Below are 24,207 nucleotides of genomic sequence, written 5' to 3' on the forward strand. Positions count from 1 at the left end.
TGCACCCCGTAGGGCCTGGAACCTTGTCTCAGGTTCCATCTCCGGGCTCTTGCTCTCACAACCCGTACCGATCAACGGCTTGGTAAGCCATTACCTAACCAACTACCTAATCGGCCGCAGACCCATCCTTAGGCGAAAAAAACATTTAAACAAAAAACCATTACAGGAATAATTGCCTATCCAGTATTATCCTCAGTTTCCCAAGGTTATCCCGGTCCTAAGGGTAGGTTATCCACGTGTTACTGAGCCGTACGCCAAGAATCTAAATTCTTTCGACTTGCATGGCTTAATCGAATCCCAATAGCAGTAGCATCTGCCAGGATCAAACAGAATTGAACACATAACAGACATAATAAATAAGTATTATGAAGTACGCTAAAAAAATATAGACGAGTAATACACTGAAAATTGATAGTATCAATAATTCACCACATCTACAAAACCAACATCATACTCGAAAAAACTCAAGTACTCATAAAATGTATCGCTACATGTGGAAAGCAACCATCATTGTTATGATTGTTATATACAATTTAACTTAGGTCATCGCCATAATTCATATAGCACATCTAATAGACAGAGATATTAAAGTAACAAAATCAATTAAAATTAATTGCAAAAATTTATTAAAATAAAAAATATTTAAATCTGTTATCTTAAATTATAAAATAATATTAATTAATATTTAAATTAAAAAAACAACTATCTATATACCATATCTTCAAAAAAATTTTTTAATAAATGACCAACATTAAAAATTTAATTCGAATATGTAAAAAAATAACCCTAGAGGAAAAATACGAATTATATAAAATAAAATAGAAAAAAATAGTTAATAAAAATAACTAGTATATAAACTTAGCTATTTTTTATGAGATTTTTGTATAACTGAGATAATTCTTGTTAAACTTCTATGCATTTTAATAGAATACTGTTCAACAAGCTCAAAACCAACTTCATCAATCATAGGATTTAAATCAACATAATGAGGGCTTGCCATACATAAATATGCGTCATCAGCCATGTTATCATATATTGCATGGAAGAATTCTTTAAAAATATCGTCCCCTTCAATATCTCCTGTAGAAGTTGATATTCCATATGGGGGATCAGTAACCACACCCGCTACCTTTTCATACATTTTAAGTTCACGAACATCTAAATGGAAAGTCCTATAATCAGTTATACCACAATAATCCAAATTAATGGCCGTTCCATTTTTCATTTTCCAATTAACATCAGATCCTACAACTTTACAACCTATTAATCCTGCCTCTATCAATATTCCACCAGTTCCGCAAAAAGGATCCAGCACCAATTGTCCGGCTTTTACTCGAGATAAATTCACCATGCAACGAGCAAGTTTAGGACTCATTGATCCCGGATAAAAAAACGGTCTTTTATGCGGTTTAATATCTTCAAAATGCTTTTTATTTAGATGATACCTTTCAATTGCAATATAAATAATATCTTCAAATGCAACAAACCTTACTAATGTATTGGGATGATTTAACTTTACTTTTATATTATCTGTTTTTTCCAATATTAATGAACCTGCCCTTCTTTCTATTGCTACCGTATCAACTTCTGAATTAAATCTTTTCAATCTTACGGCAAAATTTTCATCAATATAATCCTGCCAGTTTATTGATAAAATATCTTCATCCAAATCATTGACTGTGGAAGTTCTTATTATCTGGTGAACTTCATGAGTATAACCTAATCTTCTAGTTAAAATCTGATAATAATCATCAATATTTTCTGAAGAAATATCTTCCAATATTACCAAACCTTCGGTTATAACCTTTAATTTGCATTGCATTTCTTCACATTCAATAACTGCTTTGAGTTCACCCTGAGGCAATAACGGGTGCTCCTGTGATTGTATACATAACAGTTCCATTATTAATTCACCCAATAATATTATTTTTTAAATTTATCGAAATGTCTTTTTATGACTGTTTCACTGGAATCATCATCACTTTTTTGAAAATCTTCATCATTTTGATATTCATTATATGAAGAATAATCCTGGCTGTCATAATAGACATTGTCCTCACCATATGAGTAATTATCCCTCACTTCATCATAATAACTCTCATTTTGATAACTGTTTCTTGAATCATCATATGAATAATAATCATCACTCATCGCCCGATTAATATTATGTTCCAAGCTTTCTTCATATGGTTCATATTCATACCTATTTCTTTGAGGATTTTGATAATTAATATCTTCAGGATAATAATCATATTCCCTACGAACATATTGTTCTTCTTGCCTGATTGGAGTTATAACATAATCCTCATCATCATAATAATCATTAGACTGGTAATAGTTTTCCTGTGGAGAATAATAATCATGATTCCTATAATAATCATCCCTATTTTGAAATTGGGATTGGGAATCTGAAATAGGATGATAATTATTAAAATTATCCTTATGAGGCTGGTAATATGCTCTAGGTTGAGTAATTTTAGAAAATATTATCTCCTCTACCTGGGATGGATTGGAAATATTATCTAAAGACATCTGATTGTTATCATAAGCACTGTAAACACTGACTGACCCAACATTGAACAATCTGGAAAATATGCCCTGAGAAGTATTAATATCCTGTATTGTTGAATAAGGCATGTAATTCTTACGGGTAATTAAAACGCCGGATTTCACTACGATTTTAGATTCAGTTAAAATATACTCCTTTGAATACCATCCGATAATTTGCCATATGATATATACAACTATTAAAAGAATAACAACGAAAACCGCAATCGCAGTATATCTTGTTAAGGATAATTTAACATAAGATATCAGATATACCTGCATTTCCCCAACAAATTGAATAATTGGTCCGGAAATAAATAAAACAATAAGCAATAAAATAAAACCTAAAATAGCTTTTTTACAACCTAAAATCATATTAGGCTTAGCTTGATAAATAATTCTATCATTAACTTGATTATCTTTTTTTCCAAACATAATAATACTATTAGTTTTTAATTTTAAATAAAGTTTTACAAAAAAAGTATGAAAAATAAGCCTCAGCTCGCCCATCATTCATCACTAATCAGAGCTCATAGGGTTCATCATTGGCTTATTTCAGATAAATTTAACTAACCGAACATTACGCCCGCTTCTTTTTTAAACTCTTCATCATGTTCAGAGTCTACAACTTTGTCAACAGCATCCATGAAGTCAGCTACAGTTACTTTATCACGTTTTTCACGGATAGCAAACATTCCTGCTTCAGTACAGACTGCTTTTAAGTCTGCACCGGACAAACCATCAGTCAAGTCACTTAAAAGGTCAATGTCCGCTTCTTCATCCAATGCCATTCTTTTAGTGTGGATTTTGAGAATCTCTTTTCTTCCATCCTCATTTGGTAAAGGAACTTCAATGAACCTGTCAAAACGACCAGGCCTTAAAAGAGCAGGGTCTAAGATATCCGGTCTGTTGGTTGCACCAATAATACCGATATCCCCTCTGGATTCGAAACCATCCAATTCTGCGAGCAACTGCATTAAAGTTCTTTGAACTTCTCTGTCACCGCTTGTTGAACTTTTAAGTCTTTTTGCTGCTACAGCATCAAGTTCATCAATGAAAATAATAGCCGGAGCTTTTTCCTTAGCTAATTCAAATACTTCGCGCACGAGTCTTGCTCCTTCCCCGATATATTTTTTAACAAATTCGGAAGCAACAATCTTAATGAATGTAGCATTAGTCTCATTAGCTACGGCCTTTGCAAGCAAAGTCTTTCCAGTTCCAGGAGGACCATATAACAAAATTCCTTTTGGCGGATCTATTCCTATTTTTTCAAATAATTCAGGCTCTTTCAATGGAAGTTCTACAGTCTCTTTAACTTCAATAATTTGCTCTTCCAAACCGCCGATTTGCTCATAAGTAACATCAGGTTTCGTTTCAATTTCCATTCCTGAAACATTAGCATCTTTTTCAGACGGCAATACTTCAACAATACCAAATGTTTGTTGGTTAAGAGCAACTCTAGAACCAGGTACTAATAATTTTTCATCTAAGAATTTTGAGTAATTAACAAGAAAACTAGGACCAGTACTACTTTTAACTGTCATCCTATTTTCATCTAAAACTTCAGTAATAGTAGCTAAAACTAAAGGTGGAGATCTAAATCTTTCTACTTCGGAACGTAAGGATTTAGCTTCTCTTTCTAATCTGATTTTTTCATTTTCAATTAGAACTTTATCTTTTTCTAATTTCCTAACTTTCCACATTAAGTTACTTTTAGCTTTGGATTTTTCTTCACGAATAGAAGATATTTCATCTTGTAAAGATTCAACTTTTTCAATTAACTCCTCTTTAGAAGAATTTTCCAAATCATCAAAATCGTTCATGTGAATCATCTCCATATAAATTTCTACAACAAAGTTACTTTTAATAACAATTAGTAATTTTAAATATTTAAAGTTATTTATTTTATTTTAATCAAACAAAATTTTTATTTTCAAAAAACAAAATATTTTAATACATATAAAATAAATCATAACATAATAAAATTAAAAAAACTGATTAATATGGAATGCGAAATTTGTGGTAAACCCGTTAGTGAAACAAATCCTACAAGAGCAAAAATTGAAGGATCAGTTATGGTTGTCTGTAAAGAATGTGCTAAATTAGGAACAATCCAAAAAGCACCTCCAAAACCAAAATTCCAACAGAATAAAAGAGGAAGAAAAACTACACAACCAAAAAGAAATTACAGAAATGATGACCCTACAGATGAGTTGATTGAAGATTACAATGTCACTGTTAGAAAAGCTAGAGAAGCTAAAAACTGGTCCAGAGAGGATTTAGGAAAAAAAATTAATGAAAGAGTATCTGTCATTAACAGAATAGAATCCGGAAAAATGACTCCTGACAATAAACTAACAAAAAAACTAGAAAACGCTTTGGACATTACATTAATAGAAAGCGTGAATGATATTGATTTGAATCAATTTATGAGTAATTCTTCAGGAGGAAGAACCCTGGGAAATGTAGTGAAAATTAAAAGGAAATAGCTATTAATCTATATAGCTATTTAACTTATCATTTTGAATATATCTTTTTTTGCCTTTTACTGAATAATCTATTTTACCTGCATTAAGTGCTCTATTTGAGTGATAACCCTCCATATCATGAGCAATCGTTAATTTTTCTTTAAGCTCATCATGTCCTCTATATTCAGGACTGACAACAACGATATGTGCCGGAGGATGAATTTGTTTTATTTTTAAAATACTTAATGTAGTATCTTCTTTTACAAAAAATGCAGTAGCAACATTAGATTTAGTTCTAAGTTTGGATTGTAAAATCTGTTCAACAAGTGAATCGGCAAATTCTGCACTAATAACTTTTGGATTTGATGACAATGTTAAACTTCCATGTCTCTCCATATCAGAAATAGCGCTAAGCAATTTTGATTTATTTTCTCCTCTAATTAAAATTAATGCCATAATATCCCCTAAATAAAAAAAGTAAATGGTGAAAAATCACCGATTTTGGAAAGATTTCAATAATCTACTTCTGAATATAACCAGCAGAATCAGAACAATACCTACAGCCGTCTGAATACTGCCCAGAATATTTAATATGTTTTCGTCTACAGGCAAATCCCATGATGGCGAAGACCTGTCTCCAGGAAGTGCAGTATAATAAACACCAACAGCTTTGGAATCCTGTTTTACATTAATATCCTTAGGCTCAACATAATCAACACCCATTAAAAGACCGTTATTAATACCTTTATTAATAGATCCTGCAATAGATGATGCGTCATATCCATATTTATTGACAGATGCCTGTACGATTTCTCTTGTAGTTGAAGCTACACCTGACTTACCACTACCATATACTGAAACACTTACGGAATCAGGACGTACTGTAATGGCATTGCCCAAAGCTTCATAAGCATATACTATTTTCAAATCTCCTCCGCAAACAGGGCACTTGTCATAAGCTTCGGCAGCAGGATAACCTACACCCCATCCGCAGTCATCACAAACTTTGGAATATGCCTCATCCATAGGATAACCGGTTGAGTTCATTTCAGTTGGAGTGAACATGTCTGAAGTGGATATTCCTGAGACAAGGTTAACTCCACCTCCACCATATTTTTCACCGGAATCGCGTGCTACTTCACCCATAGCTTCAGATAGAATTGTGGTAGCTGGATATCCATCCCTAATCATTTTACCAATGTTCATTGCAGTCTCTTTACGGACATAATCCGCAGTACCATACATCGGATTTCCATTTGTATTTCTCAAGTGAATAATAGCTCCTTTCTGACCCGGCTGTAAGGTTGCTACACCACTACTATAAGGCGTGACAGTAATATCACTATCATTACCATTTACTGTGATTACATAAGCGTCAAATGAACCTCCAATTGCTGCACCCATAAAAGGACCTCCGACAACAAGACGAGCTCCATCATAGCTACTTGCAATTGATGCTGCAGAAGCGGCAGATGCATTGTTCTCAAGATTAGCTACAGCAGCTACAATAGAATCTAACCTAACATCTGAACTACCTGTACCCCCTGACAGGACCGCAAAATGATTATCCTTAGACATTAAAAAAGTGGACTGGAACATGTTCTCTGCAAATGACATACTTCCAGCAGCCGCACCATTAGGGTCCTCTCCAGTAGGATCAGTAATAATGATAATATTACAAGTAGCTGCAACGCTACTCATAGTCATCAAAAATATAATGAAAAAAATAATTGGTATTTTTAATCTTTTCAAATCTTATCCCTCATAACCTATTTATCTTCTAATTCAACAGACGAAAAGTCTTCAATAACTGTTACAGTAACAATTCCTGTATTTTTATCTACCTGAACATCAGCTGCAGTTATAGGTTCAACTGACGTACCAGGAACTGTCGATTCTTTTGCAAATTCCTGCGCCGTATGTATCGCATCCTTCAGCGAAACCTCTCTTTTAGAAGTCTTTAAAATATCACCATAGATAACACTTCCATCCCTGAAACCAGCTTGCATTACATTATATCTTATAGTGTCTACGGGAACTATATCGTTACCCTTAACAATGATTCCAGAAATTGGTACTCCGTCACTAACCTCATCAGATGAAGCAAATGCGACATATGTAATTAAACGACCACAGAGAATTAAAATAAATGCTAATAATAAAATTATTAATGTATCTCTTCTAATCTTTATAAACATGTTTTATCCTCTTAGATTATATTCATGCGAATAAAAAATCTATACAGTATAATCTTTAATTAATATAATATTTAAATTTATAGAATATTTTTAAGTAATGATTCAGCCGGGTCCATACCCTGAGCACCTATTAATAAAATGACATCATTTTTATCGGCCAAAGAATATACATCAGATAAGCAGTCAGCCAGATTATCAAAATGAGTGTAAGTTATATCATTGGCGTCCAGAATATCGAAAAATATTTCCCTTTCTTCTGATTCCACATAATTCAAATTGTTGACTACATCATTACTGGAAGATAAAAATAGATTAATATCCTCGGTTAAAACTTCAACCAAAGCCTCAACATTTAGCTTATTGATTTCAACACCGCGAGATCCTCTGATTGCACATACCACATGCAATTTCTGATTATCATCCAAAAGCTTAATGGTTTCTCTGATGGTGTTTTTAATGCCATCAGGATTGTGGGCAAAATCATCAATAATCAATGGCTCATCATTTAATTTTGCAAAACGTCTATTAAGAGCCTTATATGATTTGACTCCATCTTTGATAACTGTTAAATCAATACCCAAATTGATGCAGGCACCTACAGCGGACAATATATTCTGGATAAAATGACCGCTGGTAAATGGCAAATCCTCTTTTTTAATGATTAACTCACCATCATAATATATTCCATCATTGAAGTATAAATCAACATCACTATTGTTCATAGACCAGTAAAAAGAATTTTCAGCCTTGATTTTTCTAACCAATTCATCATCATAATTTAAAATTGTTATGCCATCACCAATAGCTTCAGGAACAGCAGATATTTCATCGAAAACCTCATCAATGGAGTTTACAAGCCCAATATGGTCCATTGCAATATTAGTGATAACCCCCACTTTAGGAGTTAGCGCATTTGACATTAATGAAGCATGGTTTTTCATAAGATTTCCCAGCCATCCCTGGACTTCAGACACTTCAATTACCAGATAATCCAATTCTCCGTTGGATTTTACTTCGTCTGAAATCAATTTGGAAACCATTGGATCAATCAGCGTATTGAACTCTGACTCACTATCAGTATTGGTCAATACATGGTATCCTGCATTTTTTAGAATATGATAAATTAAATGGGAAGTGGTTGATTTACCGTTAGTTCCTGTAATGACAACATTGGTTGAATTAGGGGAAAAATTATCAGCCGTCCATTTTAAAGCATAAGCATTGGCCAATTCGATTTTATCACAAACAATCAATGGAAAACTTAACTCTTCGGCCTTTTCAGCAGCCCCATCCTTTGGAGTTTGGGTGATTAATGCGGCAATATTTTTTTGTGCAGCAATTTCAATACCTTTTCCATTAATCCAATGCCTAATTACAATGTCTCCTTTTATGGAATCATTTAATAATGTGAATCTCCCAGTAAAATCCTGATTTAAAAAGAAAGATGTGTTTCCAATGATTTTTCCATTAATGGAATTAGCTAAATCCCGAATATTCATAAATAACACCAAGAAAATTAGAATATGTACATTTTAGCGAGAATACCGACAATACATAAGACTACAGTAGACCCCCAGTATGTTAAGACAATTTTGATTTCTGACATGCCGTAATGATTTAACGTATGGTGTAGAGGCTCAACAGGCAGCTTGATGATATGTGCTCTATGAAGTAAGCTAACAATGACTGAAATAATAGGAACACCCAATGCCAATACCCCAAAGTAAGGTATGTCACACAACAATACGGCTGCAGCATAACCGGTACCTAGAACAAATGACCCAGTATCGCCCATAAATATTGATGCCGGATGTTTATTGAACACTAAAAATCCCAAACATAATCCTGCCAGAATTAAAAATGGAGGAATGATTGTTAATGGTCCAAACAGATAACCATAGACACAGCAAGCTATAGAAGCAATTCCAACAATACCTGCAGCAAGACCATCCATGCCATCAATCAGATTAACTGAATTGATGGATCCTATAACACCAATAATTACAACAGGAATAGCCAAAATACCTAACTCAAAACCGCCTAATGTGGTTATAACTCCAGTTAATCCTAAAAATAAACCTATTACAATTTGACAGATAATTTTTTCAAGTTCTCCAGGTTCTGTTTTGATTGGAACTTCACCGACAACTTCAACTTTACCCTGCTGAAGGAATTTATCAACTTCGGATTTGGCTTTTGGAGTTGCAACTCTCACTTCCTCCTGAGGCTCAACATCCAATCTGCCTAATGTTATTACCTCATCAGATATATTAACCACAATCTTTTGCACTTCCTTAATTTTAAGTCCGATTAAATCATCAACCAAACCTACAATTCCTCCGATGAGCATGATGAATGATAAAATTAAAATTGGAGTGTTCTGATAATAAAGTGATATAATTAATGAAATTGTAAATAAAAATGCGATTCCGCCCATTGTAGGCGTTCCACGTTTATGTCTATGTTCACTAACTATAGGACTATCAGCAATCCTTGCTTTAAGCAATATCCTTTTAACATACCATGTGAAGAATATTGTTGCGATTAATGTTATTAAAAAAAGAATTAACATTTCTCCATTATTCATTCCAATCACTACAAAAATATTTTAAACTAATTATATTTTATTAATTTATAGTATATAATTGTATCATTAAGTTAAATCCCTAACTAAGTCCTCAAGCTCTTTTTTTGATTTGGCACGTATGGTAATTCTTTGATAACCTTCCGGCCCGTGAACAACAAAATTATTATTGTCAAATGATTTTACGGGTTCATTAGCTTTAGGACCGTTATAATCTCCGATTGGAATTTCAGTAGAATAATAATATTCCAAATTATCAAAAACATTCTTTAAGCTGAATTCGCCACAGGCCATATTGACTAATTCACATAACGAATTAATGCCACATGTAGCGGTTGTCAAATATCTGGTTCCGTTTGGCCTTGTATTAACTTCAATCGCATATAACTGATTGTCTTTATGGGAATACATGAAATCCATTTCAAATATTCCATCGGAATTCAAATTGCGGGCCACCTTATATGCAGTCCTTTGAATTAAATTATTGTCCAAACCATCAATTAGACAAGGCCCCAATTTAACCTTATTTAACGGATGTGTACCTTCAAGAGTCGTTTCACCTTTGTAAATCGGAGGAAGTGCAACAAATTCTCCATTGAATCCCAATACTTCAATTGAAATTTCAGAGCCCTCAATGAACTTTTCACATAATGCCTGATTAAACTCTTCAAAGTATTCCTTAACATCATCCAAGTCATGTGCCACTTTAATGTCTTTTCCGCCCTGTCCTTCACCCTGTTTTAAAACGACAGGAAAATCTAAAGTTAAATCTTCAGGACAATTTAAAATCTGATAATCAGGAGTTGGCACACCTATTTCTGAGTAAAATTTTTTTGTGTTGATTTTATTGGAAGTTAACTCAACAGCACGAACATCAGCAGCAATTACAGGAATTCCATATTCATCTTCAATCTCTTCCTTCATGTGAGCAACCTGAATTAAAGGAGGATCAATTCCTATCAATGGGACAACGGCATCAACATTTTGACTGACAGCAATGTTTTTAGGACCTTCCATTCCCCTGGGAACAATGAATACCTGATCAGGCAAATCCAAATTAATTGCTTCCTCGTTTGATTCTGTCAGTATGCTTTCTATGCCTTTTCCTTTAACATAATAATCAATATCATCATATAAACGTGAGCCAATAAATAGAATTTTCATAATATTTCCTCCAATAAGTTAATAATTTCATTTGCACTTCTTTCAACATTTTCAGTTAAACATCCATTGAAATCCATAAGATCTGCTCCAAGCACACCCAATGAATCCTGATCAATCAATTCTAAAGTTTCAGGTTCGATACCTATAAATAGTATATTATCATGATTCAAAAATTTTACAAAATAAGACAAAGACATTGAATGTGTTGAAATTCCAATATTAACGAAATCGTCCTCATTTACAATTTTGAACTCACCGGGACTTAAACCCATTAAGCAGGCATCAATTATAATAATATGGCTTGGTTTCTCCATTCTGATTTTTCCGGTGAAATTTTCGGGAACAGTCTGAGCATTGATTAATAAAACATCATCATTTAAATTTAACTCATTTAATTTAGAAATAATGAATGGACCTACACCATCATCAAATTTAAGCTCATTTCCTATTCCTAAAATGATTAACTTTTCATAATCTTTTAAAAAATCAATTAATTCATTTTTAAATGAAATAAAATCACCTTACAAAATTTGGGTTTCAATAGTTTCAATACCTTGCCCCATAATATATTTCAATTTAACATTAATTAAATCATTGCATTTAACATTCATTTCATCTATCGGAACCAATAATGGTGGGTTAAACATTGGAGTTGGACCGCAGACAATTTCATCATTGAGAATTGTTACGCTGGTTATCTTAATTCCATTGGCAATACCTGATTTATTTACATTGAATTCGATATTTTTTTCAAAATCAGGATTTATCTTATCTTTGAATACTATTTTTGAGTAATCAACAGAATCAGACAATATTTCATATGCCGCATCCTCATCCCAATGAACATAATGCCTCTGCATATTAACAAGCTCAGCAATATTGATAATTGCCTTCGGAATGATTTCACCATCCTCCTTAAGGAATTTACGTGCATGATTAAGCACCTGAACTTCCTCTTCATCGATTAATGCCGTATCCAACATTTCACAGACAATCAAATCCGCTTTTTTAGTGAAATCATATTCTAAAACATCACAATTGATTACTTCAATATTTTCAAATTCATTTAAATTTAGTGAAGCGCATTCACTGGCTTTTGAATCGATTTCAATAGATATGATTTCATTGAACTTTTTATTTAAAAAATAAGATAGAACTCCGGATCCACAACCCAAATCGTAAGCCAAATCTGTTTTTTTGGAATAATCATTAATAGCTTCAAAAAAAGCAGACACTCTATCAGTATCTTTCAATAAATCAAAATGATATGATGTGGTTTGAAATTTCATGAAAAAATAAAAAAATATTTAGTGATGATGGTAGTGATCATGTGAATGACCATCAGGTTCACAAAACTCTTCTCCATTTGCAGTACTTGTTAATTTAACGTGTTCGACACCTTTAAGTCTCATAATCCTTTCTGTTAAATCACGAATCTCAGCAATGTCTCCATTTACAACTACAATTTCCATACAATACTTATCAGTCATGTGGATATGCATGCTTGTATTGATTTCATTTCTGAAACTGTGTTGGATTTCTGCCAGGTTTTCCATCACTCCGGTATAATGGTGGTCGTAAATAATTGTAATAATACCAATCCTTTCCCCTTCCATGGAATTCATCCACTGATAACGAACAATATAATCCTGAAGTGCATCACGAATACCCTTTGAACGAGACTGGTAACCTCTCTCTTTCAATACTTCATCAAAATCAGATAATAATTTTTTAGGTAATGACATACTTATTCTCATCATAGAAATAACCTTATTTATACATTATTATATTATACTTAGATTTTTTACTTATATAAATATTATGATAAAAATAGAAAATGATAATACTCAGATAATAAATTTTAAGTAAAAAATATTATTCAACAAGGAGATAATATTCCCCATCTGATTTATGGATATGTTTTAAAAGGCCTTTGTTTTCTAAAGACAATATGATGTGATACATTCTAAAATTAGTCAGTTTCAAATCCCCATAAAGCAAATTGCCTTCCAGAATATATTTTGAAACTAAATTTTTCTCATTAACAAGAGTTTTAATTAATTCGAAAGATTCTTTCTCTTTCATATTTAACTCCAACTCTTCCAAATCTTTTTTTGAATTTACAGTATTGACTTCTTTATCTGAACTGATCAAACGTACATTTTCATCCTGAAATTCTATTAAACCTTTATTTGAAAGAGAATTCAATACTTGAATCAAATCATATTCATGGAAACTTCCACTAAATAATTCTTTTTTAAGTGCGGAAATTGGAATTACACCATCATATTCCACATCAAATATTTTTATCTGATTAAAAACAACTTCCTCTTTTCTGGTAATATTAATCATATAATCAGTTCATCTCTTTTTATAATTATACTTTGAATATAATAATACTTAAATATTGTCAAAAATTATAAAGTAGAAATTAAATATTATATTATATGGGAGCTGAAGACATATTAAAAGAACTGGAAAAATTAATGGATAATAACAGCATTAGCAAAAATGATTTGATGATTATTTTAAAGAAATATGCTGGAATTATATCCCCATATGATTTAATGATGGCTACGGCCAGAATGCGAGAAGACGGAAAATATGTACAGTCCCAGTATCGTGAAAAATATCTTGAGATTTATATCAGATATTTCATAATGCGTATGAAAGAGGTTCGTGATAATAACAATGATATGAGCGAATCAATAGATATGGAAACATTATATAATTCATTCCCATTGCTTAAAACAACATTTGAAAAGGAAAGATTAAGTGAAAATGATGATAAGTTCCCATTAATATATGTCATAACATCACTATACACCACATTCATCCTAAAAGAACCTATACATCCGGTGGGTAGTGAATTTCCAGGAAAACTTAAGGTTACACAAGAAAAAGGAATATTTTACTGTCCCGTTAAAGATAACCAAAAGGACAATCCCAATGCAATATGCCACTTATGCCTAGCGGAACAGACACCAAATATTTAATAACAAGATAATAACAATATAATAGTGATTAAAATGAAAGTTGACAAATCATTCATATTCATACTAATTACAATGCTCATAATTGCCGGAGCGATGGGTACTGCCGTAGCATATACAGGAACAGGATTTTCCCATGAAAAGACAATTTCAGATTACAGTTCACTGTCATTAAATGATATTTTATCAAAATATAGTGACACGAACTGCAATTCAGAAGTCAGCGGATTATGTACAAAAGTATCTGATGGAGACACAATAACCGTCGAAGGTGTTGGAAAAGTCCGTTTAGTAGGTGTTAATACACCCGAAAAAGGAGTTACCGGAGCCGATGCATCAGCATACTTTGTAAAGAAATTATGCTTGAATCGAGAAGTTAGTCTGGATATTGACGATTCAAAACACAGCGACAGATACGGAAGAACACTGGCTGTTGTTATAGTGGACGGAAAAAACTTAAATGAAATGCTTTTAAAAGAAGGCCTTGCAGAGATAATGTACATCCCTCCAAGCGAATTTTATCCATATAACTGGGCTGGAGATGCTACACCGGTTGCAAGTACATCTACACATACAGACACCGGATCATCCAGTGACACATCATCAAGCGCTGCAGGAACATATATTGGAAATGCCAACACACATAAATTCCATTACCCAACATGCTCATCTGTAGGAAAGATATCCGAAAAAAAATAAGGTAACCTTTAGTTCAAGAGATGATGCGATAAATCAGGGCTATGTTCCTTGCAAAAACTGTAACCCTTAAAAAAAGAATAAGAAATGGATTTATTTTATTTATTCAAATAAATCCACAACATCTTTCAATAGCTTCGGAATATCCAATTGCTGCGTACAATAATCAATGCAGGTTCCGCATTCAGTACATGCAGAAGCAGGAGCATATGTGATGCTCGTAGTCCCATACAATGCATGATTTGATTCCAAAGAATAGATTTTTTCACTGTTATACAGATTGAAGTAATCCGGAATAGGAATATTGGCCTCACATTCCTTTACGCAATAGTTGCAGAAACTGCAATCGATTGCTGTGGTCTTTTTGATTTCACGAGCCATTTTCATCAGGAATCTGTGCTCGTCTCTTGTGATTTCTTCAAAGTCCTTGAATGTTTCGCAGTTTTCCTTCATTTGCTCTAAAGAACCCATTCCGCTTAAAACAACAGATACATTTTTTTGTGAACCTGCAAATCTCAATGCCCATTCGGCCATGGAAGTATCGCTGTAATCCTCAAACTGCTGCTTTACACAGTCAGCAACATTAACTAGAGTTCCTCCTTTAATAGGTTCCATTACAATTACTTCAACGCCATATTTTGTGCATAACTTATTGCACTTGTTGGACTGAATCCTCTGGTCATTCCAGTCAAGATAGTTTAACTGCAGTTGAACGATATCTATGATGTCACCGTATTTTTCCAAGACCTCTTCGAGCAGATCTGCCTTGTCATGAAAACTGATACCTATTTTTAAAGCTTTACCTTCATCTTTTGCTTTTCTTAGGAATTCAAAACTGTTGCTTGATTCAGCCAAGCCCATGAATACCCTGTTAATGTTATGGATTAACAGAACATCCAAGTAATCGACACCCAATCTTTCAAGCATTACGTTTAAAAGTCTTTCATTATCTTCTTCTTTTGTCAGAAGCCATGTAGGTATCTTGTCAGCTATTCTGAATGATTTTCTGGGATATCTTTCGACCAACACTTTTTTCAATGCATCCTCTGACGTTTCCGCATGATAAGCATATGATGTATCAAAGTAATCAAAACCCTGATCCATATAATAGTCAACCATTTTAGTGAATTCATCTATATCAATGGATGCCGGATTATTATCATCCTTTTGCGGAAGCCTCATTGCTCCAAAACCTAATATAACATCTTTCAAATTAATCCCTCACAGATATTATGTAATTCATGACATATATAATTGTTGCACAAGTAAACAATTTAAATATATTCAAATAGATAATTAACCAAAAAATATTATAATGCAGGCCAATGAAAATATCGAATCAATCACTGGAGACCCTAAAAAAGCCATAAACAGATTAGCTATTCCAACAATACTTTCAATGCTTCTGATGTTTTTAAATAATCTTATAGACAGCTTTTGGGTTTCAGGAATCAATACTGATGCATTGGCAGCCTTAGGATTCATTTCACCATTATACCTGGTAATCATAGGAATCGGAAGCGGCATCGGTGCGGGAGGAAACTCACTTATTTCAAGATATGTCAGAGCATCAAGATTTGAAGATGCGAATAATGCAGTTATGCATACAATTATTTTGACAGTTGTTGTTTCAGTCATGATTTTAATTGTAGGAATATTCTTTTTGGATGATTTGATAATTTTATTCGGTGCAGGTGATGTGTTGACATACTGCCTGGATTATGGAAGAATAATATTTTTACTCAATATTGTATTTTTGATGCCGAATGTAACATCAAGCATCTTCAGAACGGAAGGTGATGTGAAAAGAGCAACAAAACCCCAGATTCTAACCGCAATACTGAACATGATTCTAGACCCTATTTTCATATATGTCCTGAACTTGGGAATATTTGGAGCTGCAACAGCCACAATATTATCCTCATCAATAGGATACCTATGGATGCTTTACTGGATTTATATTAAAAAAGACAGCTATTTTAACTTTAAACTGAAATATTACAAAAGAAAACTCTCAATTTATAAGGAAATACTTGTAGTTTCCCTTCCTGCCAGCTTTGAAGAAATAATATTTTCAATAGTGGCAATAATTCTAAATTACCTGATTATAGTAACTGCCGGAGTCAATGAAGTGGCATCATTTACGATAGCATGGAGATTCATCTCAATAGCATTCCTGCCGTGCATGGCCATAGGAATAGCTACAATAACAGTGTCCGGAATAGCTTATGGTGCGAAAAATGCTAAAAACTTCAATACAACCATCAAATATTCAACAATCCTAAGTCTGATTTTTACATTGACAATATCTGCAATATTTTTAATCTTCGCATATCCGTTATGCGACCTGTTCAGTTTCACCTCCCAGAATTCTGAATTGGTAATGCGGTCAGCAGAAATCCTTCAGATACTGGTTTTCTATAATTTCCTGATTCCATTTGGAGCAACTGCCGCATACACATATCAGGGAATTGGTTCAGGCTTTAAATCATTGGGACTGACAGTATTAAGAGAACTGATTCTGAGCATGTTTTTTGCATATTTGCTTGGAATAATCCTCAAAATGGGAGTTTTTGGAGTATACCTTGGAGCAATAATTGGAATGAACATTGGCTCTCTGATTGGATTTATATTCATTATAGTTTACAACAGAAAATTTAAGGAAAAATACCCATTACCCTAGAAAAGTGACAAAATATTTAAATTAACTTATTGACAATACATTATATAAATAAATATGGAGGAGTAAAAAATGGCTGATAAAAAATCACCTGCAGACGGCTGGCCAGTTATCAGTGGAGATTACATTGTAGGAGATCCAGAAAGTCCCGTTGCTGTAACAACACTTGCTTCTCACATTGAAGCAGAATTAAGCGGAGCAGCTATTGCAGGACCATGTAAAACAGAAAATTTAGGAATTGAAAAAGTAGTGGCTAACATTATTTCCAATCCGAATATTAGATTTTTGATATTGGCTGGAGCTGAAGTACAGGGCCACATTACCGGACAAAGCTTCTTGGCTTTGCATGAAAACGGAGCAGATCCGGACAAAAAGAAAATTATTGGTGCAACTGGCGCAATTCCTTTTGTTGAAAACGTGCCTCTTGAAGGTGTTGAAAGATTCCAACAACAACTGGAAATTGTTAACCTGATTGATACCGAAGACGTCGGTGCAATACAATCCAAAATCAACGAATGTGTTGAAAAGGATTCCGGCGCATACGAAGCTGAACCAATAGTAATGGAAGTCGATGAAGAAAATCAAAGATTAGTAATTGTCGACAAAAAGAAAGAAGAAAAAGAAGATGAATCTTAGATAATGAGTGTTTATTCACTCTTTATTTACTTTTTTTGAATATTATTTTTACAAAAGAGAATCTTTCATATTTTGAAAATAGAACAATGTTTATGTTCATATCTTCAATTCTTATCGCATTATTTTTATTAATGATTGTAGTGGATTTTCTTGAGAAAAATATTTACTTTGGCATAGCTTCCCCAATGCAATGCGTTTGATTATACTTGTTGGAGGCAGTACGGCAATTATTACAGGAATTACTTTATATTTTAAACGAAAAATGGGATAAGTTTGAACTCCACGTTAACAATTCAAATATCCTTTGATTTCATTTGTTTAATGTCCTCCAAAAACAGGAACATCAATATCATCAAGCAAATCCTCAATTTCATCTATTGTTGAAGAGGACAGTTTCACATTTCCTGCCTTAAAATTGGATTTCATGTTTTCAACAGAAGTTGTTCCTGGAATCGGAACAATATAATCTTTTTTATTAATCATCCAGGCCAGTGAAATTTGAGCCATAGTAGCATTTTTATCTTCAGCAACAGAAGTTAATAACTCCATTAACTGCTTAGCGCTTTTAAAACCTTCTTCACTGTACTGGGGCATGTCATTTCTATAATCAATGTCTTCAAATGTGGAATTTTTATTATATAAACCAGTTAAAAAGCCATTGGCCATTGGAGAAAATGCAATAAAAGTCACATCAAGCTCTTCACAGACAGGAAAGAGATTTTCATGCCATCTTGCAAGCATGGAATATCTGTTTTGAATTACAGATACTGGACATACTTCATTAGCTCTTCTCAAGTAGTCCTCTGTTGTTTCTGAAATTCCCCAAGCCTTAATCAGACCGTCATCGATTAATTTCTGCATTTCTCCAGCCACAACTTCCGGTTCAACATTTGAATCAATTCTGTGCTGATAATACAAATCCAGACAATCAATATCCAACCTTTCAAGAGTCCCTTCGATTGACTTTTGAATGGCTTCAGGTGATGAATCTGGGACAAGTGAAGTACCATCAATCCTAATTCCGAATTTTGATGCTATTACAACGTCATTTCTCACAGATTTTAATGCTTCACCAACAAGTTCCTCATTATTGCTGATGTCTCCCGATTTTGTCAATCCGACATAGACTTCAGCCGTGTCAAAAAAATTATATCCCTCATTAAAAGATTTCTTTAAAAAATCAATTGCATAATCCTTTGAAACAGCACTGCCATAGGCATGAGACAGTCCCATGCATCCCAATCCAATAGGATTCACTTGAAGATTAGTCTTGGCAATTTTTCTTTGAATCATCTTAAAAACCCATTAAAAAAGAAGAGTTCTATAAATTATCATTAAAGAACTCTTCAAGCTTGTCTACAACTTTATCAATATACTCCTCAACCCAATATGTTTGTATGTGGCTGGCACCTTCAATCAGGAATAATTCTTTATTTTTGGCATTGACTGCCTTTTCGAATGCGGAATCAGTCATATATTTGGTATCGGCAACATCACCTGCCATCATCAATAATGGCTGAGATATTAAATCCATCCTGTCATCCACATCAAAGGCCAATAACTTAGGCAGTGATTCTGTTGTGTATCTTGAATTTGCATTAGGATGATAATGAGTGATGCCGTAATATTCAACACCGTCACGATACAATCCTTCAGGAAGACTTTCCATCATTTTTCTTAACTCTTCTTCTGTCATTTCAGGATTGTCCCCTTCATATAATATTTCCCCTTCCAAAAGTTTATTTCTTGCATTTGCTCCTTTCTGAAGCTTTTCTTGAATTAATTCGATTTCTGAATCCAAAAAGCCGTTTCTTCTTATCCTTCCAGTATTGAACATTGAAAGAACTGCAACAGCATTTATTCTTTTGTCCTGTTGTGCGGCAGCTAGAGTATATCCTGCACCACCGCAGATTCCTAATGAAGCAGTTCTATCATTATTTACATAATCAAGTGAAATCAAATAATCAATCATTCCTGAAACATCCTCAATCCTGTTTTCCGGATAATCCCTGTTTCTAGGCTGGCCTTCACTTGCTCCCTGATATCTTGCATCACTTGCCAATGTTACATAACCCAATTCCGCTAATTTTTGAGCATATAAACCTGCAACCTGTTCTTTTGATCCGCCATTCGGATGAGCAACACTAATTGCAGCATAGCTGTTATTTTCATCGAAATCTGGAGGCAAATATAAATTTCCGGCAACTTTAATGCCTGAAACTTCATAAGTTACTGGTTTGACATTTACTTTGCCTGGAATATTTTCACCAATTGCATTTTCATAAACTAAACCGAATTTGTTCATATAATACACCTATAACATATATTTAGTTTTTAAAATATAAAAAAGAAAAAGAATTTAAGAAAAATTCTTGAAAATAACTATGCAATGCTGCTTAAAACAAATTTAATGAATTCAGGATTGTCCACTTCCACAATAGGAACTCCAGTTTCCAGTTCCTTGATTTTTTCCATATCATCATCAGATAATTCGAAATCGAATAAATCCGCATTTTCAATCATTCTTGATTCTTTTGTGGATTTAGGGAAAACCACAATTCCTCTTTGAATCAGCCATCTCAATATTACCTGTGCTGAGGATTTGCCATATTTTTCACCGATTTCAACTAAAATAGGATTTGTGAAGATTCCGTCTTTTCCTTCAGCTAACGGTCCCCATGCCTCTACAACCGCATCGAACTGTTTGTGGAATTCTTCGGTTCCTTCCTGTTGGAAAAACGGATTTACTTCAATCTGGTTTACCATAGGAGTGATTTCTGAATTCAATGCCAAATCAGTGAAACGTCCTTGGGTAAAATTACATACACCAATAGCTTTGATTTTTCCTTCTTTGTAAAGATCTTCGACTGCTCTCCAGGTTGAATATACATCCCCCATGCACTGATGGAGCAGGTATAAATCCACATAGTCAGTCTGTAATTTGTCCAAGGATTCCTGAAATGCTTTTTTAGTTTCTTCGTACCCGTATGATGAAACCCATACTTTGGTTGTTAAAAATAACTCTTCCCTTGCGATTCCTGACTCTTTTATTGCCTCACCAAGTTCTGCTTCATTGAAATATGCCTGTGCAGTGTCAAAATGTCTGTAACCGAGTTCTATTGCTTTTTTTACTACATCTTTAGTTTCTTCTGGAGGTATTTGAAATACACCAAATCCTAATTGTGGTATTTCAACACCGTTTGATAAAGTTATATATTCCATAATTTTCACCTAGATTATAATATATATCTTTCTAAATATAAATGTTTCCTTAGGAAATAATTATTTTATGAAAAATATTTAAATAACATGATTAAGAAAATAACTATTATGAGTTTACCAAGTCAGTTTAAAGAAGAAAACTATGAAAACATACTCATTTACCATTATGTTGAAGAGCTGGTAAAGGATTTCAGCGAATACAGTATTGAAAATTTCACAGATGATGAAATAACCCTAACAGAATTGCCTTTCCTTTTAAGAATAAGATTTGTGGATAAAAGCACACAGAAGGATTTGGTGACATTATTCAATGTAAGCGACGGCTATACTGCCAAATTACTTAGAAGATTTGAGGAAAGAGGATTCATTACGCGACATGAAGATCCTGAAAACAGAAGGCGCAAAATTGTAAAGTTAACCGATAAAGGATGCCAAATAACAGATAAAATCCTAGATTACATCAACACATGGGAAGAACTGCGCAGAAGTAATTTAAGTGATGATGAATTCAAGACCCTTAAGAAATTACTATTCAAACTATTGAATGATTAATATGAAAGCTGAAAGATGTCCGAACTGCAATAAGATAATAAGTCCTCATGAGAGAATCTGCAGCAATTGCGGATACAGACTTAATAACCAGACAATCAACAAAATGAACAATATTTACCACAGAAGCAATGTTGCAACATTATGGTTTTTCCTATTTTTCTTATTATGGGCGATAATATTTGTTTTTTCAAATTGGATTTATGCAACAATAATAACTGCTATTCTAGTGGTTTTACTCATTTATTTCAAAAACCGAAAGTAATTCATAATTTAATAGCGTGCTTATACATTGCCAGCTGATTAATGAAATTTACATTATAGATTCTTTTTTCCATATGAACAGTCTGAAGCTCATTGTTTGTATCAATAGTAACTTCAAATCCCATCTTTTTCCAGAACTGCAAAGCTCCATCCAGAGTCTTATGGGTATGCAGATAAATTTCATTATAATTGGAATTATATGCAAATTTCTCGGCAATGTTAAACATTAATGATGCAAGCCCACATCTTCTATACTTTTCATCAACGAAGAGTCTCCAGATACTTGCTGTGGATTCATTAGAGTACATATTTTTAAATTCATCGAAATCCTTATCGTATCCTCTCAAACCAATTGTAGCAAGTATTTCACCTGTTTCTTTATTAGTTGCAATGAAAAAATTGTTTCTGGAAGGAAAAATATAATATTCATCCAATTTAACAATATCTTCATGGTATTCTGGAATATAACCATAACCAAACTCGTTTTTAATCTGCTTAAACAAGAATTTCTGAAGATTTTTGATTTGATGCGCATCATAGGTTAATGCCTTAATTTGAACATTCATTATTAAACACCATTTAAAAAGTATTACTTATTGGTAGAAATTTAATGATTTAGTAATACTTTAATTCGTAAATAAACGAAGTAATACTTTATTTATAAGATTTAAAGCATTAGTAATACTTAAATATTAGTTTAACCAATTATAATATAACTAATAGATTAAATAATATATAAAACTTATTATTTTGGATGTGATTAAATGAGTTGTTATAAGTATTGGGGAAAACTGGAAGAGATAGCAGATAAACTATCACAATATGGTGATTTGGATAAATATGGAGACTCTGCTCTGGACAATGTCGATATTAATGAGATTATCGAAATATTGGATGAAGTAGAAATCATAGCACATGACAAGACAATAGATTTCGACTCTGCAAAACATATTCTTGATGACGAAAAGATGAATAAGGCACTGAAACTAATCCGCAAATTCTATGTATATATTGGAGCAAGATTGGAAACCGAAAATGCATTAAAAATATTGGAATCAGACAATCCTACAGAAACACTGGATTCATTCCATTTTTATGACAGATATATTGGATTGATTGAAAATGAAAGACAATTAGCAAAATTCAATGACGAAAAAACATTTGTATTTTTAGGAAGCGGACCTTTACCATTAACATTGATAATGTTCAATAAAGTATTCGGATGCAAATGTATTGGAATAGAACAGCTTGAAGATGTGGCGGAGCTTTCCAGAAAAGTGCTGAAAAAATTAGGGCTTGATAAAGACATTGAAATAATTGTCGGTGATGAAAAATCCATTGAAAACCTTGATTATGACATATTAATGGTTGCTGCACTGGCTGAACCTAAAGACAGAGTATTTTCAAATATCTGGGAGTTTGTTGATGAAAAAACACCAGTAATCTACAGAACCTATACCGGAATGAGAGCAATCTTATACTCACCGGTTCTTGATAAGGATACGAGAGGTTTCCACAAAGAAGTAATGGTGCTCCCAACAGGAAAAACAAACAATACTTCAGTTTTAATAAGAAAAATCGAATGAATATTATCCTAATATTCATTAATTAATTTTTTTACTGAAAAAAAGAAAAAAGAAAAGATTTAAGCTTTTCTTTGAATAGTGGCTATTGCGCTTTGGGCACCTGATTTTACATAACCGCTTTCATCATCAAGCAATTTTTCAAGTGCTGGAATAGCTTTTTCATCATTCAGGTTACCTAAAGCCCATGCAGCTGCTCCCCTAACTCTCCAGTCAGGATCATCCAATACCTCAATTAAAGGATCTACCGCAGCAGGACCCATACGGCTTAAAGATGTTGAAGCTTCTCTTCTGACTAACTTGTTGTTATCCCTTAAAGTTAAGATTAATGGTTTGATAGCCTTTTCATCATTTAATGCGCCTAAAAGACTGGCTGCATGTAAACGAACGTTTTTCTTTCTGTGTGATAATGCAGAAATCAATGGATCAACTGCCTCTTCACCTTTTAATTCCAATGCGCCAATTGCATCTTCAACAATAAAATCATCTTTATCGTTTAACTTTTCAATTAATTCATCTATTTCAGACATTTTCATCCCTCAAATATAACAATTATTAAATAAATATATCTTTATAGTTATATGTATAAAAGTATTTTGATGATACACGAACAAAATGTGAAA

The 24,207-nt window shown here is 33.2% G+C and carries 27 protein-coding genes, 1 rRNA gene and 1 pseudogene; 9 read left to right on the forward strand and 20 right to left on the reverse strand.

Annotated features, from left to right (window positions below):
- From ACKI2W_RS06785 to ACKI2W_RS06800, 4 genes are all read right to left on the reverse strand, one after another.
- Positions 1-333: ribosomal RNA gene (locus ACKI2W_RS06785) — 16S ribosomal RNA — on the reverse strand; the annotation flags it as partial.
- A 529-nt stretch (positions 334-862) separates the two neighbouring features.
- Positions 863-1,903 (reverse strand): TIGR01177 family methyltransferase, encoded by a 1,041-nt coding sequence (locus tag ACKI2W_RS06790; RefSeq protein ID WP_407380514.1) that lies wholly within the window; start codon positions 1,901-1,903, stop codon positions 863-865.
- Positions 1,904-1,923: 20 nt separating this feature from the next.
- Entirely contained in the window at positions 1,924-2,982 is a 1,059-nt protein-coding gene (locus tag ACKI2W_RS06795) for a PH domain-containing protein (protein ID WP_407380516.1), read from the reverse strand.
- Positions 2,983-3,116: 134 nt separating this feature from the next.
- Positions 3,117-4,352, reverse strand: a complete 1,236-nt coding sequence (locus ACKI2W_RS06800) for a proteasome-activating nucleotidase (protein WP_407380673.1) — start codon at positions 4,350-4,352, stop codon at positions 3,117-3,119.
- A 198-nt stretch (positions 4,353-4,550) separates the two neighbouring features.
- Between ACKI2W_RS06800 and ACKI2W_RS06805 the strand changes: the two genes are divergently transcribed.
- Entirely contained in the window at positions 4,551-5,036 is a 486-nt protein-coding gene (locus ACKI2W_RS06805; RefSeq protein WP_407380518.1) for a multiprotein bridging factor aMBF1, read from the forward strand.
- Between the two features lie 3 nt (positions 5,037-5,039).
- On the opposite strand, the gene ACKI2W_RS06810 is transcribed toward ACKI2W_RS06805, so the two are convergent.
- The 10 genes from ACKI2W_RS06810 to ACKI2W_RS06855 form a co-directional block, all read right to left on the reverse strand.
- Entirely contained in the window at positions 5,040-5,471 is a 432-nt protein-coding gene (locus ACKI2W_RS06810) for a DUF356 domain-containing protein (RefSeq protein WP_407380520.1), read from the reverse strand.
- A gap of 36 nt (positions 5,472-5,507) precedes the next feature.
- Positions 5,508-6,725, reverse strand: coding sequence for a hypothetical protein (locus tag ACKI2W_RS06815; protein ID WP_407380522.1), 1,218 nt, complete (start codon positions 6,723-6,725; stop codon positions 5,508-5,510).
- Positions 6,726-6,784: 59 nt separating this feature from the next.
- Complete coding sequence (locus tag ACKI2W_RS06820) at positions 6,785-7,213, reverse strand: hypothetical protein (RefSeq protein ID WP_407380524.1); 429 nt, start codon at positions 7,211-7,213, stop codon at positions 6,785-6,787.
- Positions 7,214-7,290: 77 nt separating this feature from the next.
- Positions 7,291-8,712 (reverse strand): Mur ligase family protein, encoded by a 1,422-nt coding sequence (locus ACKI2W_RS06825; RefSeq protein WP_407380526.1) that lies wholly within the window; start codon positions 8,710-8,712, stop codon positions 7,291-7,293.
- Positions 8,713-8,729: 17 nt separating this feature from the next.
- Positions 8,730-9,800: a glycosyltransferase family 4 protein gene (locus ACKI2W_RS06830; protein ID WP_407380528.1), complete on the reverse strand. Its 1,071-nt coding sequence runs from the start codon at positions 9,798-9,800 to the stop codon at positions 8,730-8,732.
- 66 nt (positions 9,801-9,866) lie between these two features.
- On the reverse strand, positions 9,867-10,961 hold the full coding sequence (locus ACKI2W_RS06835; protein WP_407380530.1) for an acetyl-CoA carboxylase biotin carboxylase subunit family protein: 1,095 nt from the start codon (positions 10,959-10,961) through the stop codon (positions 9,867-9,869).
- Positions 10,958-11,473: a hydrogenase maturation peptidase HycI gene (gene hycI / locus ACKI2W_RS06840; RefSeq protein ID WP_407380675.1), complete on the reverse strand. Its 516-nt coding sequence runs from the start codon at positions 11,471-11,473 to the stop codon at positions 10,958-10,960. Before hycI ends, ACKI2W_RS06835 begins: the two co-directional genes overlap by 4 nt.
- 9 nt (positions 11,474-11,482) lie before the next feature.
- On the reverse strand, positions 11,483-12,250 hold the full coding sequence (locus ACKI2W_RS06845) for a methyltransferase domain-containing protein (protein ID WP_407380532.1): 768 nt from the start codon (positions 12,248-12,250) through the stop codon (positions 11,483-11,485).
- 18 nt (positions 12,251-12,268) lie between these two features.
- Positions 12,269-12,739 carry a nickel-responsive transcriptional regulator NikR gene (nikR, locus tag ACKI2W_RS06850; RefSeq protein ID WP_407380677.1) on the reverse strand — a complete coding sequence of 157 codons (471 nt, stop codon included), beginning with the start codon at positions 12,737-12,739 and terminating at the stop codon, positions 12,269-12,271.
- A gap of 97 nt (positions 12,740-12,836) precedes the next feature.
- A complete protein-coding gene (locus tag ACKI2W_RS06855; protein ID WP_407380534.1) occupies positions 12,837-13,313 on the reverse strand; it encodes a hypothetical protein in 477 nt (158 codons plus the stop codon).
- Between the two features lie 95 nt (positions 13,314-13,408).
- Here ACKI2W_RS06855 and ACKI2W_RS06860 point away from each other — a divergent pair, with 95 nt between their 5' ends.
- The 3 genes and pseudogenes from ACKI2W_RS06860 to ACKI2W_RS06870 all read left to right on the forward strand — a co-directional run.
- The gene (locus ACKI2W_RS06860; protein WP_407380536.1) at positions 13,409-13,957 is read left to right on the forward strand and encodes a DUF2115 domain-containing protein; all 549 of its coding nucleotides are present in this window, start codon (positions 13,409-13,411) and stop codon (positions 13,955-13,957) included.
- A gap of 33 nt (positions 13,958-13,990) precedes the next feature.
- Positions 13,991-14,653, forward strand: coding sequence for a thermonuclease family protein (locus ACKI2W_RS06865; RefSeq protein WP_407380538.1), 663 nt, complete (start codon positions 13,991-13,993; stop codon positions 14,651-14,653).
- Between the two features lie 19 nt (positions 14,654-14,672).
- Positions 14,673-14,723 (forward strand): annotated as a pseudogene (locus ACKI2W_RS06870) (hypothetical protein); the annotation flags it as partial.
- Between the two features lie 29 nt (positions 14,724-14,752).
- Here ACKI2W_RS06870 and ACKI2W_RS06875 read toward each other — a convergent pair.
- Complete coding sequence (locus ACKI2W_RS06875; RefSeq protein WP_407380539.1) at positions 14,753-15,862, reverse strand: aldo/keto reductase; 1,110 nt, start codon at positions 15,860-15,862, stop codon at positions 14,753-14,755.
- Positions 15,863-15,965: 103 nt separating this feature from the next.
- On the opposite strand from ACKI2W_RS06875, the gene ACKI2W_RS06880 reads away from it, so the two are divergent.
- Positions 15,966-17,333: an MATE family efflux transporter gene (locus tag ACKI2W_RS06880; RefSeq protein WP_407380541.1), complete on the forward strand. Its 1,368-nt coding sequence runs from the start codon at positions 15,966-15,968 to the stop codon at positions 17,331-17,333.
- Between the two features lie 69 nt (positions 17,334-17,402).
- Entirely contained in the window at positions 17,403-17,966 is a 564-nt protein-coding gene (gene mtrA, locus ACKI2W_RS06885) for a tetrahydromethanopterin S-methyltransferase subunit A (RefSeq protein WP_407380543.1), read from the forward strand.
- A 318-nt stretch (positions 17,967-18,284) separates the two neighbouring features.
- Here the strand turns inward: mtrA and ACKI2W_RS06890 are convergent, their stop codons facing one another.
- From ACKI2W_RS06890 to ACKI2W_RS06900, 3 genes are all read right to left on the reverse strand, one after another.
- Complete coding sequence (locus tag ACKI2W_RS06890) at positions 18,285-19,259, reverse strand: aldo/keto reductase (protein WP_407380545.1); 975 nt, start codon at positions 19,257-19,259, stop codon at positions 18,285-18,287.
- 28 nt (positions 19,260-19,287) lie between these two features.
- The gene (locus ACKI2W_RS06895) at positions 19,288-20,271 is read right to left on the reverse strand and encodes an alpha/beta hydrolase (RefSeq protein ID WP_407380547.1); all 984 of its coding nucleotides are present in this window, start codon (positions 20,269-20,271) and stop codon (positions 19,288-19,290) included.
- 77 nt (positions 20,272-20,348) lie between these two features.
- Entirely contained in the window at positions 20,349-21,188 is an 840-nt protein-coding gene (locus tag ACKI2W_RS06900; protein ID WP_407380549.1) for an aldo/keto reductase, read from the reverse strand.
- A 108-nt stretch (positions 21,189-21,296) separates the two neighbouring features.
- Between ACKI2W_RS06900 and ACKI2W_RS06905 the strand changes: the two genes are divergently transcribed.
- Positions 21,297-21,740 carry a MarR family winged helix-turn-helix transcriptional regulator gene (locus tag ACKI2W_RS06905; RefSeq protein WP_407380551.1) on the forward strand — a complete coding sequence of 148 codons (444 nt, stop codon included), beginning with the start codon at positions 21,297-21,299 and terminating at the stop codon, positions 21,738-21,740.
- 1 nt (position 21,741) lies between these two features.
- Positions 21,742-22,002: a zinc-ribbon domain-containing protein gene (locus tag ACKI2W_RS06910; RefSeq protein ID WP_407380553.1), complete on the forward strand. Its 261-nt coding sequence runs from the start codon at positions 21,742-21,744 to the stop codon at positions 22,000-22,002.
- A 1-nt stretch (position 22,003) separates the two neighbouring features.
- Here ACKI2W_RS06910 and ACKI2W_RS06915 read toward each other — a convergent pair whose 3' ends face one another.
- Positions 22,004-22,567, reverse strand: a complete 564-nt coding sequence (locus tag ACKI2W_RS06915) for a GNAT family N-acetyltransferase (protein ID WP_407380555.1) — start codon at positions 22,565-22,567, stop codon at positions 22,004-22,006.
- 198 nt (positions 22,568-22,765) lie between these two features.
- On the opposite strand from ACKI2W_RS06915, the gene ACKI2W_RS06920 reads away from it, so the two are divergent.
- Complete coding sequence (locus tag ACKI2W_RS06920; RefSeq protein WP_407380557.1) at positions 22,766-23,587, forward strand: nicotianamine synthase family protein; 822 nt, start codon at positions 22,766-22,768, stop codon at positions 23,585-23,587.
- Between the two features lie 59 nt (positions 23,588-23,646).
- On the opposite strand, the gene ACKI2W_RS06925 is transcribed toward ACKI2W_RS06920, so the two are convergent.
- Positions 23,647-24,114, reverse strand: a complete 468-nt coding sequence (locus tag ACKI2W_RS06925) for a HEAT repeat domain-containing protein (RefSeq protein ID WP_407380559.1) — start codon at positions 24,112-24,114, stop codon at positions 23,647-23,649.
- Between the last annotated feature and the right edge of the window lie 93 nt (positions 24,115-24,207).

It is taken from the genome of Methanobrevibacter sp. (assembly GCF_045603845.1).
Classification (GTDB): domain Archaea; phylum Methanobacteriota; class Methanobacteria; order Methanobacteriales; family Methanobacteriaceae; genus Methanocatella.

Coding starts and splice junctions, on each gene's coding strand:
- ACKI2W_RS06790 (WP_407380514.1), bottom strand. CDS start 1,903: ATGGAACTGTTATGTATACAATCACAGGAGCACCCGTTATTGCCTCAG.
- ACKI2W_RS06795 (WP_407380516.1), bottom strand. CDS start 2,982: ATGTTTGGAAAAAAAGATAATCAAGTTAATGATAGAATTATTTATCAA.
- ACKI2W_RS06805 (WP_407380518.1), top strand. CDS start 4,551: ATGGAATGCGAAATTTGTGGTAAACCCGTTAGTGAAACAAATCCTACA.
- ACKI2W_RS06810 (WP_407380520.1), bottom strand. CDS start 5,471: ATGGCATTAATTTTAATTAGAGGAGAAAATAAATCAAAATTGCTTAGC.
- ACKI2W_RS06820 (WP_407380524.1), bottom strand. CDS start 7,213: ATGTTTATAAAGATTAGAAGAGATACATTAATAATTTTATTATTAGCA.
- ACKI2W_RS06825 (WP_407380526.1), bottom strand. CDS start 8,712: ATGAATATTCGGGATTTAGCTAATTCCATTAATGGAAAAATCATTGGA.
- ACKI2W_RS06830 (WP_407380528.1), bottom strand. CDS start 9,800: ATGAATAATGGAGAAATGTTAATTCTTTTTTTAATAACATTAATCGCA.
- ACKI2W_RS06835 (WP_407380530.1), bottom strand. CDS start 10,961: ATGAAAATTCTATTTATTGGCTCACGTTTATATGATGATATTGATTAT.
- ACKI2W_RS06845 (WP_407380532.1), bottom strand. CDS start 12,250: ATGAAATTTCAAACCACATCATATCATTTTGATTTATTGAAAGATACT.
- ACKI2W_RS06855 (WP_407380534.1), bottom strand. CDS start 13,313: ATGATTAATATTACCAGAAAAGAGGAAGTTGTTTTTAATCAGATAAAA.
- ACKI2W_RS06860 (WP_407380536.1), top strand. CDS start 13,409: ATGGGAGCTGAAGACATATTAAAAGAACTGGAAAAATTAATGGATAAT.
- ACKI2W_RS06865 (WP_407380538.1), top strand. CDS start 13,991: ATGAAAGTTGACAAATCATTCATATTCATACTAATTACAATGCTCATA.
- ACKI2W_RS06880 (WP_407380541.1), top strand. CDS start 15,966: ATGCAGGCCAATGAAAATATCGAATCAATCACTGGAGACCCTAAAAAA.
- mtrA (WP_407380543.1), top strand. CDS start 17,403: ATGGCTGATAAAAAATCACCTGCAGACGGCTGGCCAGTTATCAGTGGA.
- ACKI2W_RS06890 (WP_407380545.1), bottom strand. CDS start 19,259: ATGATTCAAAGAAAAATTGCCAAGACTAATCTTCAAGTGAATCCTATT.
- ACKI2W_RS06895 (WP_407380547.1), bottom strand. CDS start 20,271: ATGAACAAATTCGGTTTAGTTTATGAAAATGCAATTGGTGAAAATATT.
- ACKI2W_RS06900 (WP_407380549.1), bottom strand. CDS start 21,188: ATGGAATATATAACTTTATCAAACGGTGTTGAAATACCACAATTAGGA.
- ACKI2W_RS06905 (WP_407380551.1), top strand. CDS start 21,297: ATGAGTTTACCAAGTCAGTTTAAAGAAGAAAACTATGAAAACATACTC.
- ACKI2W_RS06910 (WP_407380553.1), top strand. CDS start 21,742: ATGAAAGCTGAAAGATGTCCGAACTGCAATAAGATAATAAGTCCTCAT.
- ACKI2W_RS06915 (WP_407380555.1), bottom strand. CDS start 22,567: ATGAATGTTCAAATTAAGGCATTAACCTATGATGCGCATCAAATCAAA.
- ACKI2W_RS06920 (WP_407380557.1), top strand. CDS start 22,766: ATGAGTTGTTATAAGTATTGGGGAAAACTGGAAGAGATAGCAGATAAA.
- ACKI2W_RS06925 (WP_407380559.1), bottom strand. CDS start 24,114: ATGTCTGAAATAGATGAATTAATTGAAAAGTTAAACGATAAAGATGAT.